Origin of the sequence: Collinsella sp. LCP19S3_B11 (assembly GCF_052121915.1) — a bacterium.
In the GTDB taxonomy this organism is placed as follows: domain Bacteria; phylum Actinomycetota; class Coriobacteriia; order Coriobacteriales; family Coriobacteriaceae; genus Collinsella.
Genome location: NZ_JBQKDI010000013.1, coordinates 1 through 16,066 on the forward strand (window position 1 = coordinate 1; position 16,066 = coordinate 16,066).

Annotated in this window: 16 protein-coding genes; 15 read left to right on the forward strand and 1 reads right to left on the reverse strand. The window is 43.0% G+C overall.

Features of this window, described 5'->3' with window-relative positions; all coding sequences use genetic code 11:
• The 15 genes from ACTQV4_RS07405 to ACTQV4_RS07475 form a co-directional block, all read left to right on the forward strand.
• Positions 1–477 (forward strand): hypothetical protein (locus ACTQV4_RS07405; protein WP_441569573.1); only part of this gene is annotated, 477 nt, incomplete at its 5' end.
• 82 nt (positions 478–559) lie between these two features.
• A complete protein-coding gene (locus ACTQV4_RS07410; protein WP_441563687.1) occupies positions 560–1,000 on the forward strand; it encodes an Ig-like domain-containing protein in 441 nt (146 codons plus the stop codon).
• Between the two features lie 55 nt (positions 1,001–1,055).
• A complete protein-coding gene (locus tag ACTQV4_RS07415; RefSeq protein WP_441541057.1) occupies positions 1,056–1,463 on the forward strand; it encodes a phage head-tail connector protein in 408 nt (135 codons plus the stop codon).
• 1 nt (position 1,464) lies between these two features.
• A complete protein-coding gene (locus ACTQV4_RS07420) occupies positions 1,465–1,839 on the forward strand; it encodes a hypothetical protein (protein ID WP_441541059.1) in 375 nt (124 codons plus the stop codon).
• A 44-nt stretch (positions 1,840–1,883) separates the two neighbouring features.
• Complete coding sequence (locus ACTQV4_RS07425) at positions 1,884–2,186, forward strand: hypothetical protein (RefSeq protein ID WP_441569574.1); 303 nt, start codon at positions 1,884–1,886, stop codon at positions 2,184–2,186.
• Between the two features lie 10 nt (positions 2,187–2,196).
• A complete protein-coding gene (gp17, locus tag ACTQV4_RS07430; protein ID WP_441541063.1) occupies positions 2,197–2,628 on the forward strand; it encodes a tail completion protein gp17 in 432 nt (143 codons plus the stop codon).
• A 16-nt stretch (positions 2,629–2,644) separates the two neighbouring features.
• Positions 2,645–3,337 carry a phage major tail protein, TP901-1 family gene (locus ACTQV4_RS07435; RefSeq protein ID WP_441563688.1) on the forward strand — a complete coding sequence of 231 codons (693 nt, stop codon included), beginning with the start codon at positions 2,645–2,647 and terminating at the stop codon, positions 3,335–3,337.
• A 448-nt stretch (positions 3,338–3,785) separates the two neighbouring features.
• Positions 3,786–4,169 carry a hypothetical protein gene (locus ACTQV4_RS07440; RefSeq protein WP_441541065.1) on the forward strand — a complete coding sequence of 128 codons (384 nt, stop codon included), beginning with the start codon at positions 3,786–3,788 and terminating at the stop codon, positions 4,167–4,169.
• Between the two features lie 11 nt (positions 4,170–4,180).
• Positions 4,181–7,081, forward strand: coding sequence for a phage tail tape measure protein (locus ACTQV4_RS07445; RefSeq protein WP_441085747.1), 2,901 nt, complete (start codon positions 4,181–4,183; stop codon positions 7,079–7,081).
• A gap of 110 nt (positions 7,082–7,191) precedes the next feature.
• Positions 7,192–9,189 (forward strand): distal tail protein Dit, encoded by a 1,998-nt coding sequence (locus tag ACTQV4_RS07450; protein ID WP_441569575.1) that lies wholly within the window; start codon positions 7,192–7,194, stop codon positions 9,187–9,189.
• An 18-nt stretch (positions 9,190–9,207) separates the two neighbouring features.
• Complete coding sequence (locus tag ACTQV4_RS07455) at positions 9,208–12,933, forward strand: phage tail spike protein (protein ID WP_441563691.1); 3,726 nt, start codon at positions 9,208–9,210, stop codon at positions 12,931–12,933.
• Between the two features lie 11 nt (positions 12,934–12,944).
• A complete protein-coding gene (locus tag ACTQV4_RS07460) occupies positions 12,945–13,184 on the forward strand; it encodes a hypothetical protein (RefSeq protein WP_441541071.1) in 240 nt (79 codons plus the stop codon).
• Position 13,185: 1 nt separating this feature from the next.
• Positions 13,186–13,338 (forward strand): CD1375 family protein, encoded by a 153-nt coding sequence (locus tag ACTQV4_RS07465; RefSeq protein WP_441541073.1) that lies wholly within the window; start codon positions 13,186–13,188, stop codon positions 13,336–13,338.
• 11 nt (positions 13,339–13,349) lie between these two features.
• Positions 13,350–14,444 carry a BppU family phage baseplate upper protein gene (locus ACTQV4_RS07470; protein WP_441541075.1) on the forward strand — a complete coding sequence of 365 codons (1,095 nt, stop codon included), beginning with the start codon at positions 13,350–13,352 and terminating at the stop codon, positions 14,442–14,444.
• 40 nt (positions 14,445–14,484) lie between these two features.
• Positions 14,485–15,513, forward strand: coding sequence for an N-acetylmuramoyl-L-alanine amidase (locus ACTQV4_RS07475; protein ID WP_441541077.1), 1,029 nt, complete (start codon positions 14,485–14,487; stop codon positions 15,511–15,513).
• Positions 15,514–15,555: 42 nt separating this feature from the next.
• Here ACTQV4_RS07475 and ACTQV4_RS07480 read toward each other — a convergent pair whose 3' ends face one another.
• Positions 15,556–16,056, reverse strand: a complete 501-nt coding sequence (locus tag ACTQV4_RS07480) for a hypothetical protein (protein ID WP_441541079.1) — start codon at positions 16,054–16,056, stop codon at positions 15,556–15,558.
• Positions 16,057–16,066 lie beyond the last annotated feature (10 nt).

The following is a 16,066-nucleotide window of genomic DNA, read 5'->3' on the forward strand; positions in this document are numbered from 1 at the left end:
TTAGCTTTAGCAATCGCAAGCAAAATCGACAACGACTTTGTGGATAAGATTAAAGCTTTGACTCCATCGACTGATGTTAAGATTGACCCAGCTGGTTACGGATGGGTATTGAATGCTCAAGTAGCTTTTGGAGAAGAGTTCGACGATGAAACATTCTTGTTCATCTCTCCTAAGAGTCGTGCTAACATCTTGAAATCTGGAGACTTCGTTCACATTGACCAAGGACGTAAGATCATCACAGGAGAATTGGGAGAGTTGTTCGGTATGCGTATCGTAATCTCTAACAAACTTGCTAACGACGAAGCATTCGTTATCAAACGTGGTGCATTGAAACTTATTATGAAACGTGGCTACAACGTAGAAACAATCCGTGAAGGTTTCAAACGTCAAACGACTATCTCCGCTGACCAACACTACGTAACATACGTTCAAGATACTACGAAAGTAGTTTACATCAAAGGAACTGTTACACCCTAATGCTCCCCAAAATCTTAGCTCAAGCGACGTCACTGCCACTAGTGTGACGTTGTCTTGGGAATAGGGAAGGGGGAAACTAATCGTGGCAATTACTTACAACATTTACAAAGGTTCAGAGAAGATTGCTTCTGACGTTGCGGAAAAGACTTATACAGTAGACGGCTTAGACCCAGCTACCGAATATACTTTTGGAGTATCTAGAGTAGAGAACGGTACAGAGTCTGATAAGGCTACTTTTAAAGTCACTACAGCAGCTCAGAAAGTAACTGGTATCACACCTTCTCAGCAAACTATGTCAATTAAAGTAGGAGATGCTGACCGAGCAGTGTCATTCGCTGTTGCACCAGCTAATGCTACGAATAAAGAGTTGACTATTGAATCAACTAACCCAGCAGCTGCAACATATGTTGGGGGAAAAGTTCATCCAGTAGCTGAGGGTACAACTGACATTACCGCAACTGCTAAAGACGGTTCTGGAGTAACTGCTAAAATTGCTGTAACAGTATCTCCAGCAGCGGAGTAAGACTAACAAGGGGTTAGGGAAAGAATCCCTAGCCTCTTTTTTATAGGAGGTCATTATGGAAGAGCAAAAAGCTTTATTAGATGCTTTCAACGCCTATCAACAAGCCGACCTTCCTCCAGATGTAGAAGCTATTGATATATCCGAAATCAAGCTTATGCTAGGCTACTTCAACTCGTCTATTCGAGACAACTTGCTGAAAGTCCTTAAGAAACGTGCCAGACAGCATATCTGCCAAGTTATCAACGTCGAGGTAACCAAATTCCCAATGGAGCTTGATTACATAGCCGATGAACTAACTGCCGCAAGGTTGTCCAGTCTGAACTCGGAAGGACTTAAAACAGAGTCTACTGACATCACTCGTTACGACTACAAAGACGACATCTATTTAAACTGGATGTCAACTCTCCACGCATGGGCTGATAACAACGGCACATACAAGGGTAGAAAGTTTAGGATGATGTGATATGAAGATTAATGAAATCATTGACCTCATCCAGTACAATGACTTTACTGATACTGACGACGACTTCGGAACGCTTATCCCAACGCCTACCATAGTTGCTAGAGGGATTCCTGCCGCTGTCGGAAGCATGGCCACAGACCAGAAGCTACTTATGAACCAAGATGTCCAATGGCTTCCAAGGTATCGGGTACAGCATAAGATATACGAGTTGAAAGACTTAGTAATTGATGCGGTAAGATTCCACTCCACTGGCAAGGTGTATAACATCTATGAGAATAATACCACTGGAGTTAACCAAACAGTCTCTTACCTAGTTGAGTACCGAGACTATAGACGTACTAAGGAGGATGGTACTATATGGGAAGGGTACGAATAGACATCATAAAGAAGATTAACTTCGACAAACTTATCGACGACTGGTTGGATGAGACTGAGAGAGCTATGGACACAAATACCCACCAGATGAGACAAGCTGTTAAGTATAACATCCACGCTCATGACAACATTGATACGTCTACTTTGATTAGCAATTTAGAGGCTGAGACAAAAGTCTCTAGAGGAGGGCGTATCTCATATGGAATAGTTAAATCAAACGTCTCTGGAAACCCTAAAGGACACAGAGGCTATGCTCCAATCGTTGAACGTAACTACCCAAACTTTATACCGGCTTTGGAAGAGTATACGGACAGGATGTTGGATAAGCTTATGAAAATTAACATCTAGGAGGATTCTTATGAGTAGACCATTATTCCGTGCAAGAAGTTCCTCCGTAAGTCTTCAACGAGCTATCGTAAAAGCTCTCAGAGCAGAAGGTATAAACGTCTGGGATGGAACTAAAACAATGCCCGAACTACCCTTTGTAAAGATTGGCGAAGAGTTGACATCTGGTAAAGTCACCTCAAAAGATACTTACGGAAAGATGCACAACTTAACGCTTCACTTATGGAGTGACTACTCAAGCTCTATAGAGACTAAAGCTCTGGGAGACTTTTTGGTAGATAGGCTTGTTAACTCTCCATTAGAACTGGAAGATGGCTTTTGCGTAGTCAATGCAAATCTTGACCACGTGCGTTATACCGAAGCTTCTAATGGAACATTTAAAAACAATCGAGGATACTTGTTCTTAGACTTTGAAGTCGCAGACTCTTTAGTAAATCCACGATAAGAAAAGGAGAATACACATGGCAGAAGTATGTAAATCACGCTTCGTACGAGGCACAGCCGTTCTGATTGAAGTTCAAGATGAAGCTGGCGAATGGACTAAAGTAGCAGCCCAACGAGGCGGAACATTAAACCGCTCCGCAGATACTTTGGACACCACTAACAAAGAAGGTTTCGGATGGGCTGACAACGAGCAAGGTCAGAAGTCTTGGTCAATCGATTGTGACGGATTGTTCGTAGAGGACAATGCAGGTTTCCAAGCGTTGAATGCAGCTTGGGTAAATGGAGACTGTGTTCGTGTACGAGTTCATTTCCCATCGGGCTTGACATATGTTGGACAAGCTATTCTGACAGACTTCCCGATCGACTTACCATATGACGATGCTGTAACTTACAGCTTGACATTCAATGGTAAAGGTGCTTTGGAAGAGCAGCAAGTAGCTCCAACAGTCTTGCCAACAGGCTTGACAGTAAATGGGGTACCACCCGAAGGTATTACAGTTGGAGGAACAGCTACACTGACTCCGGTATTCACTCCGGAAAATACTTCCGATAAGTCTGTTACGTACACTTCATTAGTACCATCTATCGCAACTGTAGATCAGAGTGGTAAAGTAACTGGTGTAAAAGCTGGTACAGCATCTATCAACGTTCGTTCGACAGTCAACACAGCAATCTCTACAACAGTAGATGTTGTGGTAAAGGAAGCATAGCAGTAACGCCACCAAGCAACCTAATGTCAAGCGACGTTACTGCGACATCTGTTAAATTAGCTTGGCAATAACAATCAAGGGGTTGGGGAATTAATCCCTAGCCCCTTTTATCATGGAGGACTAGACATGCTAATAAAATTTCAAGGCAAGAATATAGACTTGCGAATGACTTATAAATCAATCCACTTTCTTGAGTTAGCCTTCGGGAAAGCTTACATAGACTTCGTAGCAGAGCAAACGCCCTTTAACCAGTCTCTCTACTTATTCTGGGCGATGCTACAAAACATTCCCGAATATGAGGGTAAAGATGTACTGGAAGTATCTGATCTTCTACAGAAGTCTCTGGATGAGTATGAATTTACTTTAACAGAATACTTCGAAAAAGTCAATCAGAGTTATCAATCTAGTATTATAATTAAACAACTCTTTGAGAAAGAGCCTAACCCAGATGAAGAAAAGTCTCCCAGAAACATCGGAGGACGTCGATTCTCCGCTTTTAGACGTAAGATACTTCATGATATTATGTTCAGACTTAGAAATTTCAGTCAACGATTTCTGGACAAGCACTCCTAATGAGTTTAATGGATTGATGAGAGGAGCTTACCAACGTCATGCAAGAGAGGCTGGACTGTTCTTTACCTTGTTCAAACAGCCTGCTAAAGGTAAGCCAATAAGCTACGACGAATATGTTGGTTTTAAACTTTACAGAGACCTAGACTATATTCCAGAATCCGAGATAACTACGGAAGACTTACTGAGAGATATGGACGAGGAAGACCGTAGAGCTTTTGCCAAACAAGAATTAGACAATGTATTTAATATGTTTGATTAGGAGGAACTATAATGGCAGATAAGGAAATGCGAATAAAGGTTTCCGTAGATAATAACCAATACGTCAAAGCCATGCAGTCTATGGGAAAGGTTCAAGATGGAGTTACTAGCAAGCTTTCTCAGTCTGCTAAAGTCTTATCTGGAACTACTGGTACTGTTGAGAAGTCTCAGAAAGGTATTCTAGGGATGGGTAAAGCTTGGGTATCGGCTAACACAGGCTTAGGTACCTTTACTGCTGGACTAACTCCAATGACTGCTGCTATCTCGCTTGGGTCACAGGCTGTTAAGATAGCTGGTAAGTATGCTATTGATGCAGTTAAAAGCTATGCTACCTTTGAAGGAACTCTGAAACAGGTTCAGATAGTTGCTGGAGGTACTCAAGCAGATATGGACATGCTTGGGGACAAGGCTATCGAAATTGGAGGTAAGACTTCCAAAGGTGCTCAAGAAGTTGTAGAGGCCATGGTAGACTTTGCCAAGTTAGGTTTTACAGCTACTGAGACAGCCGATGCGATGGAGGGTATCGTATACGCAGCCGAAGCTTCTGGGTCAGCTGTTGATACAACTGCTCAAATCGTTGCCGCAGCTTTGAATACATGGAACCTAGCAGCTGGCGACTCGGAACACATTGCCGATGTTTTGGCAGAGACTGCTAACAAGACCGCAGCTGATATGACAGACTTAGGATATACCTTCCAATATGCTGGAGCTTCTGCTCAGCTAGGTGGAGCTTCTATGGAGCAGTTAGCAGCGTATACCGGTATCATGGCTGACCAAGGCATCCGAGGTTCAAAAGCTGGTACAGCTCTCCGGACAGCCTTCACTAACTTAACTTCCCCAACTGATAAGGCAGCGGCTGCTTTAGATGAATTAGGAATCAAGTTAGAAGATGCCGAAGGTAAGGCACGGCCGATCCCAGACGTTATCGCAGATTTACAGAACGCAGCTCAGAACATGTCCAAAGCTGAAATCCTAGATCTATCAACAATCTTATTTGGTAAGACTGGTGCAGCTGGTATGTCAATGGTCTTGCAAAAGACTAATCAAGAGACAGACGACCTAGTTCAATCACTGGTTAACTCCACAGGTACAGCAGCTAAACAAGCTGGGGAGATGCGTAAGACTATGGAAGGACAGCTCGATCAGTTAGGAGATAGCTGGGATGCCCTTAAGCTAAAGATTGGTAAAGGCATTACTGGTACTATTGGGCTTAAAGGTGTAGAACTTGCTAACAAGGGTTTGGACTTAGTTAATGATGCCATTGATGGAGTTACTAAACAATTTGACAGAATCAAAGACTATGAGAAATGGTTTGGAACAGTTAAAATGCCGTGGGATGAGTGGGCAGAAGCTTTGCGCCCAACTTCGACAGAGGCTAGTAGATTTACAGAAGCTTTGGTAAATATGAAAGACAACCTCATGGAAGTCCAAACTCAAGACCCTATTTCAGCCATGTTTGGAAGCAAGGCGCAGGAGCAGATTGAATTAGTTAACCAAGTGTTTAAAGACCTAGACGCTCAAGCAGCTTCTTTCAGCTTTATCTCCGCAGATAAGTTAGATGAGCTTACGGTAGCTACTGGTACAGTTGTATCAACCCTACAATCTACTAGTGCACAGGTTGCTGTAGAGACTGCTAAATGGCAGGCTGACCCTAACTACAATCCATCGAAGGCTATAGCAGCAGCCGTTCAAACTGGATTACCTGACTTACAGACAGCTCTCGGAACACAGTTGGCTACCATTCAAGAAAGCAATACGAACAAGTTAAATGCCTTGACAACGTTCATCAACAACAGTGATACGATTGATAATGAGCATAAAGCAGCTGCTCTAGCAGCTCAAGCTACCCACAATGCCAACCAAGAGCAATCTATCTCTGACAACAATGCTAAGATTCTGGAGCTGTATTCTAACCTTGGAAGCATGTCTGTCTCAGAACGTGAATCAGCCTTGGCACAGATTGACAGCTTGACCCGCCAAAATGCTCAACAAGTAGTTGATACTACAACGGCTCAAAAAGCTGCAGTTATCCTAGCTCTCAAAGCCCAAGCATACTCATCAGGAAGAATCACACAAGAACAGAAGGATAAGGCTATTAAAGATGCCGATGCTCAGAGAGACTCTACTGTACAAGCAGCTCAGCAACAGTATGTCCAATCTGTTGCTGCCATCAAAAGCATGTCGAGTGAAGCTATTAGAGCTACAGGGAAGACTAAAGTGAAACTTATCCAAGATGCACGTAACCAGATGACAGAGACAGTCACGAATGCTCAAACGATGAGGGACGACACGGTTGAGGCTATCGAAGGTATCGAGACTAAAGCTAACTCGGTAGATGGTAAAGAGATTACTGTAAAGGCTAAAAAGTCTGGGTTCGACACTGTTATGACAGCTATCCAAAATCTAATTAGTATAATTCCTGCTGGAGGAGTTATCAACCTAGCTGTAAACGCCACTAGGACTATTGTTGAAAAGGTTTCTAAGTGGGGTAAAGCACGTGGAGGTCTAGTCTCTGGAGCAGGCACTCGCAAAGCTTCCGGTGGACTTGTCAGTGGAGCTGGAGGATATGGAATAGGTTCTGGTTCAGCTACCTATAACCCTAACATGACAGCCTTTGGAACAGGCAACCAATTGGGACAAAGAGGCATTTCACAGGGGGTTACACACAATGAAAGAGGTCGAGAAGCCATCATCCCAATCCAGAATGGGACTTACATGAGACCATTCGCAAGAGCTATTGCAGACGAGCTGAAAGCTTCTGGAGCAGCAGGTGGGGGAGATATTCCAGAGATCATCGTACCTGTTTACCTAGACACTACGGAAATCGTCCGAGCAACCTCTAAAAAGATGACTGAGCAACAGCAGTTCGATGCCAAGCTTACGAATCGACCGAAAGGAAAGATGAATCGATGAACTCAACATACGTTCCTGTATATACTCCTCATACGACTTATCCCTTAGCCCCTTCGTTGAGCTGGGGGGGCGGCGATGCTCTAGGATGGATTCCCTATAACGTAGACTCCATGACAGAGATTACCCCAGCTTCTGGAACAACTTATGTACAGTCTCAGCAGATTCCTGAGAATGGTATTCAGATCACTCTTGGATTCGACGTGATGGGAGCTATTGCAAGAGAGTTTCCGGAGTTCTTCCAAGACTGTTACATCGAGGCAGACAAGATTGCCAAAGTCCGTGAAAGGACTCGTGAGTATCTCTTCTCAGTAACTGCCAATCATAATGTGGAAGTATACTTAGAAAGTGAAGATACACAGCTTGCTAGAAAGTCTACTGGAAGCCAAGGAACTTTCACTTGGACAATATCTTCTGAGAAACCTTTGGACGACTATACGTTTGACAATGGATGGGTTTATCTGTCAGTGGTCGTGCCAGCAGCTACTTCACTAGCTGACCTAAACCTGTCGGCAACAGTCACACCTAAGTTTCTCTTTGACCCAGTCTATGACACGAAGCCTCGAACATTCCGTTATAATGGATTGAAACAACCTTACTACCTATTTGTAAGAGACATCAACCGCTCTGTGCTACCAGCTGTTAACAACCTTCTGACAGCCTATGACAGAGGCAAACGTAACTTCAACTATGGTAAAACTTATGGAGACCGTGTTATCTCTATGAACTGCTTTATCAAAGCTAACCAAGAAGATGATATTCCATATCTAATCGAAGACTTGGCAAACTTCTTGGACATTGGAGAAACAACTATCCGATTTGCTGACTCGAAAGACCGTTCTTGGAAAGTCGTATTTGAAGGAGCTTCTGAGATAAACCAAAGCCTTAATGTTGGAGACTTCACATTGAACTTCCGGTGTATCGAAGTAACTTCTTATGGCGAGGAAGTAACTGGTAAAGTAACTATGGACACCGACGAAGGAACCTTCTTTCAAATCTTCAATGAGGGGACAGCAGAGACTCATCCAGTTATGAAAATAACCTTTGAAGAAGATTCTCCAATGGTTAACATTGTAGGTATGGGAGAGTCAGAGAACGTAACTCTTGGTTATGACTCGTCGGAAGGAACTGGAACTGGTACAAATTTCGACCCAATGCCTTGGCAATTCTCAGAGTTCTATGATAACATGAACTCCTTGAAACAGATGGATAATAATACGACTCCTAGTTTCTTATTATATCAAGACTTTATCAGAAACACAACCCTTGAAACTACGGTTGGTACATTGAAACTCAAGAATAATAAGTTCCCTAAAGTAGATCGAAAAACTGTCGGGTACAAATGGTATGGTGGAGGCATTACAAGAGTTAACCCGAAAGCTTTGAATGACTTCGCCTTGGAGATAGCTTTTTCAACTCAAGGAAATCCTCAATACTGGACTGACCATCATATGTATATAATCCTGTACGACGACCAGATGATACCTTTTGCCAACGTAGCTTTCGGCTATGTAGCTAAGCAGAAGAAGATTCGATTCCACATTGCAACTATGGGCTCATCTACTCAAGATGAAGTCCGTATCAGCCCTGGATGGGGAGGTAAAGAGTGGTACAACTTTACTGGTAAGATTACTATCGAACGTAAGGATAACCGTTGGAGACTTCAAGCAGGCCAGTTCAAGTCTAAGAAACGTTCTCCAATGATTGGCTCTGACTTACAGTATGGCACTTCGATGCTGAGGAACGTCCGCTCGACAGGCTTCCGTTCACTTCCTCAAGAGACTTGGAATAGGAAGTTTGCAGCTTATGGAGTCTTGTATGCAAACATTGACAACAGACCTCAGATTAACCGATGGGCAGTCCATCACACTAAGTGCTGGGAAATCTTGCAAAAGCCTGCCAACAGCCCTCAGATAACTCGCTCATTCAAGAAGGACGATGAGCTTATCGTAGACTTTACCAAAGGCCAAGTATGGCTTAATGGAACAATCGCCCCATCTTATGTACAGCCTTCCACAGACTGGTTCTCGTTGAAGCCTGGCAAGAATACTTTGGGAATATCTGGAGTAAAGGGTAAGGTGGAGTATGAGTACACCAATCGCTACAAATAAACTTTAGGAGGAAACTCAATGATTACAGTCTTAAGTCCACAGGGAGTATATCGTGGAAACTACGTAAATAATATTCCAAATGCTACTCCTTATTTTGATGACAAATTTACCGACAACTTAGAAACAATGCAGACTACTCTTGAGTTTGCAGTACCCCTCCAAAGCGAAGATAGTGAATGGTTGGAAGGATTCGGAACAGTCTTGTACCCAGATAAAGATAACGTTCTTAGAGAGCTTACTATCATCAACGTATGGGAGGACTGGTCACAAGAGCAGCCTCTCAAACGAGTGGTGTGTGAAGACTCCTCTGTGGATGCTTTGTTAAAGTCTCACGTGGTACCTTTCACAGCAGGTAACTTACGAGATGCTATTGCAGGAGCTTTACGAACAACTCCTTGGGAGTATATTATCGGGTCTGATACAATCAACATCGGCTACGAGTTAGTTGACGTAAAAGAGTACACAGATGTCCGAAGCACTCTGGAAAAAATCCGAGAGCTGTACGACATCGAGTATCGCTTTAGTGTTAAGTTTGATGGACAACGTATCACAAGAGTGCTCCATGTCTATAAACGCTTTGGAAGTAACACTGGTAAATACTTTGTATATGACCGTGATCTAATCAACATTGAGCGTACAGTAGACTTCGACAATATCCATACAGCCATCCTTCCTTACTGGATGGAACAAGACGTTGTTAGAACGCTTGCAGGATACTCTCCTATTAACAAAATTAATGGATTCCGGAAAGACAATCCAATGGATATTATCATTCATGAAGCAGCTCACAACGACTATGACCAAGGAGACTATGCAAAAGTCCTTATCATGAAGTCGTCTTCAACAGACCCCGAACTAACTTATCTTGAAGCTTGTAATAAGCTGTTGGACTACATTGCTCCCACGTATACGTACACAGTTAACGTACTACTCCTTGAGAATGCTTTGGGCTTTGAAGGGACTGAACAAATCCATCTAGGAGACACTGTATGGCTTAAGGAAAAAGTTGGGGATATGGAGTTAGGTTTGGAAGCTCGGGTAGTCGAGTTGGTAACTTCTCACAACAATCCAGAAGACGACCAAGTAACCTTTACTAACTTCAAAGAGATTTCCACGGCTGACTCGGAAGATGTCTTAGCTCTTCGGGATATGATTAATCAGATTCAAAATCAGCAAGACCAAATCAATCAAGTAGTTGTCCAAGTAACTGAGGACATCACAGTATTGCAACAAGGCCAAGAAGGAATCATTGAACAGCTTGGAGACGTGCCTTCTGTAAGCGTTGGGGATACGCCTAACCCAAATCCTAAAGAAGGAGATATCTGGTTCCTTGATGCAGTTGACCCAGAGACTGGTAAGACGTATTCAACAATTAGAATATGGAATGAAACTACAGGAGAATGGCAAGACCGCTACTCTGCAAAGGATGCCGAAGAAGCGCAAGCTGCTGCTAACGAAGCTGCTCAAGCAGGTAAAGATGCTCAAGCTGCTGCCGATGATGCTAAAGAAGCTGCCCAAGATGCCGCAGCAGCTGGTCAAGCAGCGCTGGACAAAGCTAATCAAGCAGTTACTGATGCAGCCAATGCAAAAGCTCAAGCAGATGCTATTCAAGTAGATGTTGAAGGACTCCAGACAGACGTTACAAATGCACAGGCTGATGCTACCAAAGCTCTGACAGACTCTGCTACAGCGATCTCTAAAGTTGGTCAAGTTGATAGCAAAGTAACGACTGTCACGAATGATGTTAACGGTATGAAAACTACCATCTCAGACATTGAGACAGTTCAAGGAGAGACTACTCAGAAGCTTACAGAAGTTGAAACGAATGTTAATGGACTTACCGTAACCGTAGGACAGGTTAAAACAACTGCCGACTCAGCTCTTTCAAAAGCTACTACTGTTGAAACGACTGTGGATGGTTTGAAAGCAACTGTTGGAGAAGTCAAGAAAACCGCTGACGGAGCTATGTCCAAAGCTACTCAAGTAGAAGCTACAGCAGATGGTTTGAAAGTAACTGTTGGAGAAGTCAAGACAACTGCTGATGGAGCGATGCAAAAAGCTACTCAAGTAGAAGCTACTGTGGATGGACTTAAGACAACTGTATCGGAAGTTAAAACTACTGCCAATAATGCTTTTACTAAAGCTACACAAGTTGAACAGACTGCTAATGGATTGACTAGTACGGTTAGTCAAGTGGAGTCAGATTTAAATGGGTTAGAGATTGGCGGACGGAATTATTACAGACAAGACAATTCTGTTACAGTAACAGATCCGGACGTTAAATTTGAAAGAACAGCAGCAGCGCCTAACGGTTTTAAATTAACAGGAGCACAAGACAGAAACGGTACTGTTAGAATTAATAACGTGATTACGTCAAACGGATACTGGACAGTTTCTTTTGATTTAAGAGGGTCACAAAGCGTAACATCGTATTTCATTCTTGATATTTGTGATTTGAATCCTACTATGTTTGCAGTTACTGCTGATAATAATTGGCGAAGAGTATCCCTGACTGTCAACGTTACTAATTACACTGCGGAAGTTTATAACTTTGTGGAGTTTCAAAATATTGCTTGGGCATATTTCTTCATCAAAGATTTTAAAGTGGAAAAAGGAAATAAAGCAACTGACTGGACACTAGCACCAGAGGACATGGCCACCGCTTCCCAGATTACCCAATTAGCTGACCAAATCAATTTAAAAGTTAATAAGAATGGAGTCATTGCACAGATCAATGTTTCTTCGGAAGGAGTTCTGATAGACGGTAAATACGTCCACATTACTGGTACAACGACCATCGACAACGCTGTTATCAAGACTGCCAACATAGCTGACCTAGCTGTGTCAAACGCTAAGATAGCCAACCTAGCAGTCAACGGTGCCAAGATTGCTGATGCATCTATTACAACAGCTAAGATAGGAGACCTCCAAGTATCCACTGCCAAGATTGCTAACCTAGCTGTCACAGATGCTAAGATAGGCTCTCTGTCAGCCAGCAAGATTACAACTGGTACATTGGATGCTGGAAAGATTAGTGTAATCAACTTGAGTGCCTCTAGCATAACTTCTGGAACACTCTCTGGATTGACAATTCAATCTCCGTATGATCGACCTATAACAGATGGTTCCACAACTTGGCAACGAGGAACTCTTACTCTAAGTAACGGTTTATATACCAATGAGTGGGAAACCTATGTTAAGTCTACAGGAGTCAAAAACATTTCAGGTAAGCTAATTATTGACCACCAAGCCCTTTCCTCTTATCAATTGGATAGTTCTGGACAATTAGAATACAACATGCAGTTGTCTCCTTACGCACTAACACTTCAAACCAAAGATGGCAAAGGCGGTTCGTTTTCTTACAACGACTTATATAGTATGCCTCGAGCAGGAATACCAGCAGCAGCTGGATTTGAGCCTTATAGCAGCGACCCTAGTTCGGGTAACTACCCTTCTGCAACTAGGAAGGGCCGGTTAGTTCAGTTAGCCGGTTCATTTAGAAATACAGTAGTTATCCCAGCAAGCGGAGATATAAGGAAAATGGGTACAGCACCAATATGGGCAAGGCCTATTCAGGATGTCAATACAATTGTTCAGGGTTCTCAAATGAATAGATACTTATTATCTGTCCTAACAGATGGAACCATCGGAGTAGCTAGATATGGTACAAGTTCAAACTATGAACAAATAAATACAGGTCATTGGTTAAATATTGCAACAGTATATGCAGGACGAGATGTATAGGAGGAATATGAATGACTGATAAACAGAAACGCTTTGCCAATCTTTTCAAGGAATCTGGACATGAATTAACTCCAGAACTTAGCAAGCTTTTTGACGAGATTCTAATGGAAGAATTTAATGATAACCCTGAGCTTATGACAGCTTTTATGGACAACCTCCAAGGCATTCCTGAGTCTCCACTAGATCAGCAAGTTGTTATGCTTCAAGAAACTGTTCTACAACTTTCAGAACTACTTATGGGAGGAATGTAAAATGGATAAATACTCTCCACTAGCACGTCTCTACGCCCTAGCTATTGTAAAAGGCTTGGGCGGACGGACTATCAACAGTGTTCCATCTAGCTTACGTGAAGACGTTCAAGCAATCTTGGACAATCATATGGACGAACTAAAAGCGATGTTATAGGAGGAAGCCTTATGCAAAGAATAAATTTAGATACTTCTCGAAAGGCTACCAACCAAGACGTAAAGGTTTATATACGAACTGGGGAAAAGGAGTTTACAACTATCGGAGTCAGTCTTACAACGTATGGTATCCCGAACGACTTGACTGGCTTCACGGTAAACTTTGAAGGAGCCAATGCTGAGGGAAGATTTAGTGGTGGAGGTGCAAAGATTGTCAACGCCGCTAACGGACAGATTGAATACACCTTCACGCCTACCGATGCAGCTGTTGAAGGCTGGTTCGAAACAGCTTACTTCGTCATTAAGAAGGGCGATGAAATCGAGGGCACCACAGAGGCTTTCAGAGTCCATGTAAGCCGTCGGGTAGACATTGACGATACACAGGCAGCAGCTGGGGTAAATACTCTACAAGAGACTATTAATGCCTTGGAAGCTACTTTCAATGAGTGGAAAGCTTCTCGGGAAGCTGATTATGCAGGGCTACAGACACAGGCTGATGCACTAGCCACTCAAATAACTTCTGCAAAGGCTGACTTGGATGCTAAGGTAGCAGCAGCTCAAACAGCCGTCGGAACAGCTAAGGCAGATGCTCTGGCAGCAGTTGACGATGCTGTTGCAAAACTGAATACAGCCATTGAAGATTTTAATGCAGCTGACTTCTATACTAAGGCAGAAGCCGATGCACTGCTGTTGCAAAAGGTTGATCGATCGTCTTACGATGGACTGTACACAACGTCTAAAGCAGCTATCACTCCAATGAGTGGATTTGTGGAATATAATACCAATAGCGCTTCGGCAAACTTCCCACAGGCTATCAGAAGATTTGGGGTGGTAACTACTAAAGGAGCTTTCAAAAACAATTCAGAGGTAGTATTGTCGGGTAATGATGCCATATTTACCATGGGTCAACTCCCAGTAGGGTATCGCCCGGCAGAGGATTTGAACTTTATCGCCCAAGGTTCATGGATGAACAAGTATCTTGTTACTGTTACTAAAGGTGGTCTGATAACTGGTGCAAGGTATGGTACTAACTCTACAGTAAACATTCCAGCAGGCTCTTGGCTAAATATTGGAATGACCTTCGTAGCATTAGAACAGGACACCTAAGTCATTTTGTGGGTATATCCCACAGAGGAGGAATTAACATATGAAATACATTAATAAGAGCGTTTGTCGAGGCGTAGCAGGACGACGTGCCAGAGGATGGAAGCCTTTGGGTATCGTTATCCACAATGATGGTGGCTCAATGACTCCGGAAGCTTATGTAGAATGGCTTGCCAATAAGTCTACTACACAGCTTCAAGCAGGCTTTGCTCACTACTATGGTAACCGTAACACAATGGCTCGTGTAGAAGATACTTACAATGGAGCTTGGCACGTAGCTAACTACAACGGTAACATGGACTATGTCGGATACGAAGTTTGTGAGTCTCTGAAAGTTTCTGACAAAGACTTCATCGCAAACGAAGAAGCAGTATTCCAACAAGCTGCTAAAGACATGAAAGACTGGGGATTAACTCCATCTCGAACAACTGTTAAGCTTCACAGAGCCTTTGTACCGACTGATTGCCCACACCGTTCATGGGCGTTGCATGTAGGTAGAGGAGCAGCTGATACAACAGCTAACCGCAACAAGTTGGTAGACTACTTCGTAGCTCGTATCAAACACTACATGGGCGGAGGAAACAACAACAGCAACTCCGGAAGCAAGCCAAATACTGGTGGAAACAGTGGAGGTAACAAGATTACAAATACTACTAAGTTTAATAATGGAGACAAAGTAAAAGTCTTGGCAAAGGCTACTAAATATCAGACTGGTCAGTCTATCCCAAGCTTTGTCAAAGGTCAGACTTACACCGTTAAAGACTCTAAAGTAGTTAACCAATCAGTCTCCAAATACGCCTTCCTATTGGATGGAGTTAACAGCTGGTTCTTGGCACAAGACTTGCAGAAAGTCTCTGGGGGATCCACTGGATATGCTGCTAAGAAAGTCGGGGACACAGTTACTGTCCAAAGCTTTGCCTCTCGCTATCAAACAGGAGAACCTATTGCCAGCTTTGTAAAGGGTAAGAAGTATAAGATCAAGCAGGTTAAATCCGTCAAACAGTCTAAGTCAAAACGTGCTTACCTGTTAGATGGAATCCAGTCATGGGTTCTTGAACAAGACGTTAAATAGCATAGTAAAAGACCTCTCACAAAACTGTGGGAGGCCTTTTTGTTACTCTTCGGAAGCAGCGGTATTCATCTTTTCAAAAGCTTCGTCAAAGCTATCAAACAGCTCGTCGAAGTTTTCAAGGAACGTGTCAAAGACTTCTGCCTCAGCTCCGGAAAGAGGTTCTTGATAGTTATAGGAGATGTTTGCAATGGCGTTTACCAAGTCTTGGGTAGATAGCTCTCCGAAGGTTATCTCTTCTTTCTGGAGCTCTTTCAAGGCTTCGGTATACTCGTCTTGCACAGCTTTTGGAATGTTCCAAGAAGTTCCACCAGACTCGTTGACATTCTTAATTAGATTGCCCTCATCATCTCGTTCTCCAAACTCTTCGATAAGCTCCATCTGCTCTTCTGCATAAGCTTCCTGCTGCTTGTTAAGCCATTTTATAAAGCGTGTACGCTTACGGCTCTCTTGACGAGTTAGGTTAGGCATGTTGTAAAAGATTCGTGCCAAGATTGTAATATGAGCGTTTGGAATCTTAGCTGTTAAAAGTTCTGGTAAAGTCATTTAATCATCC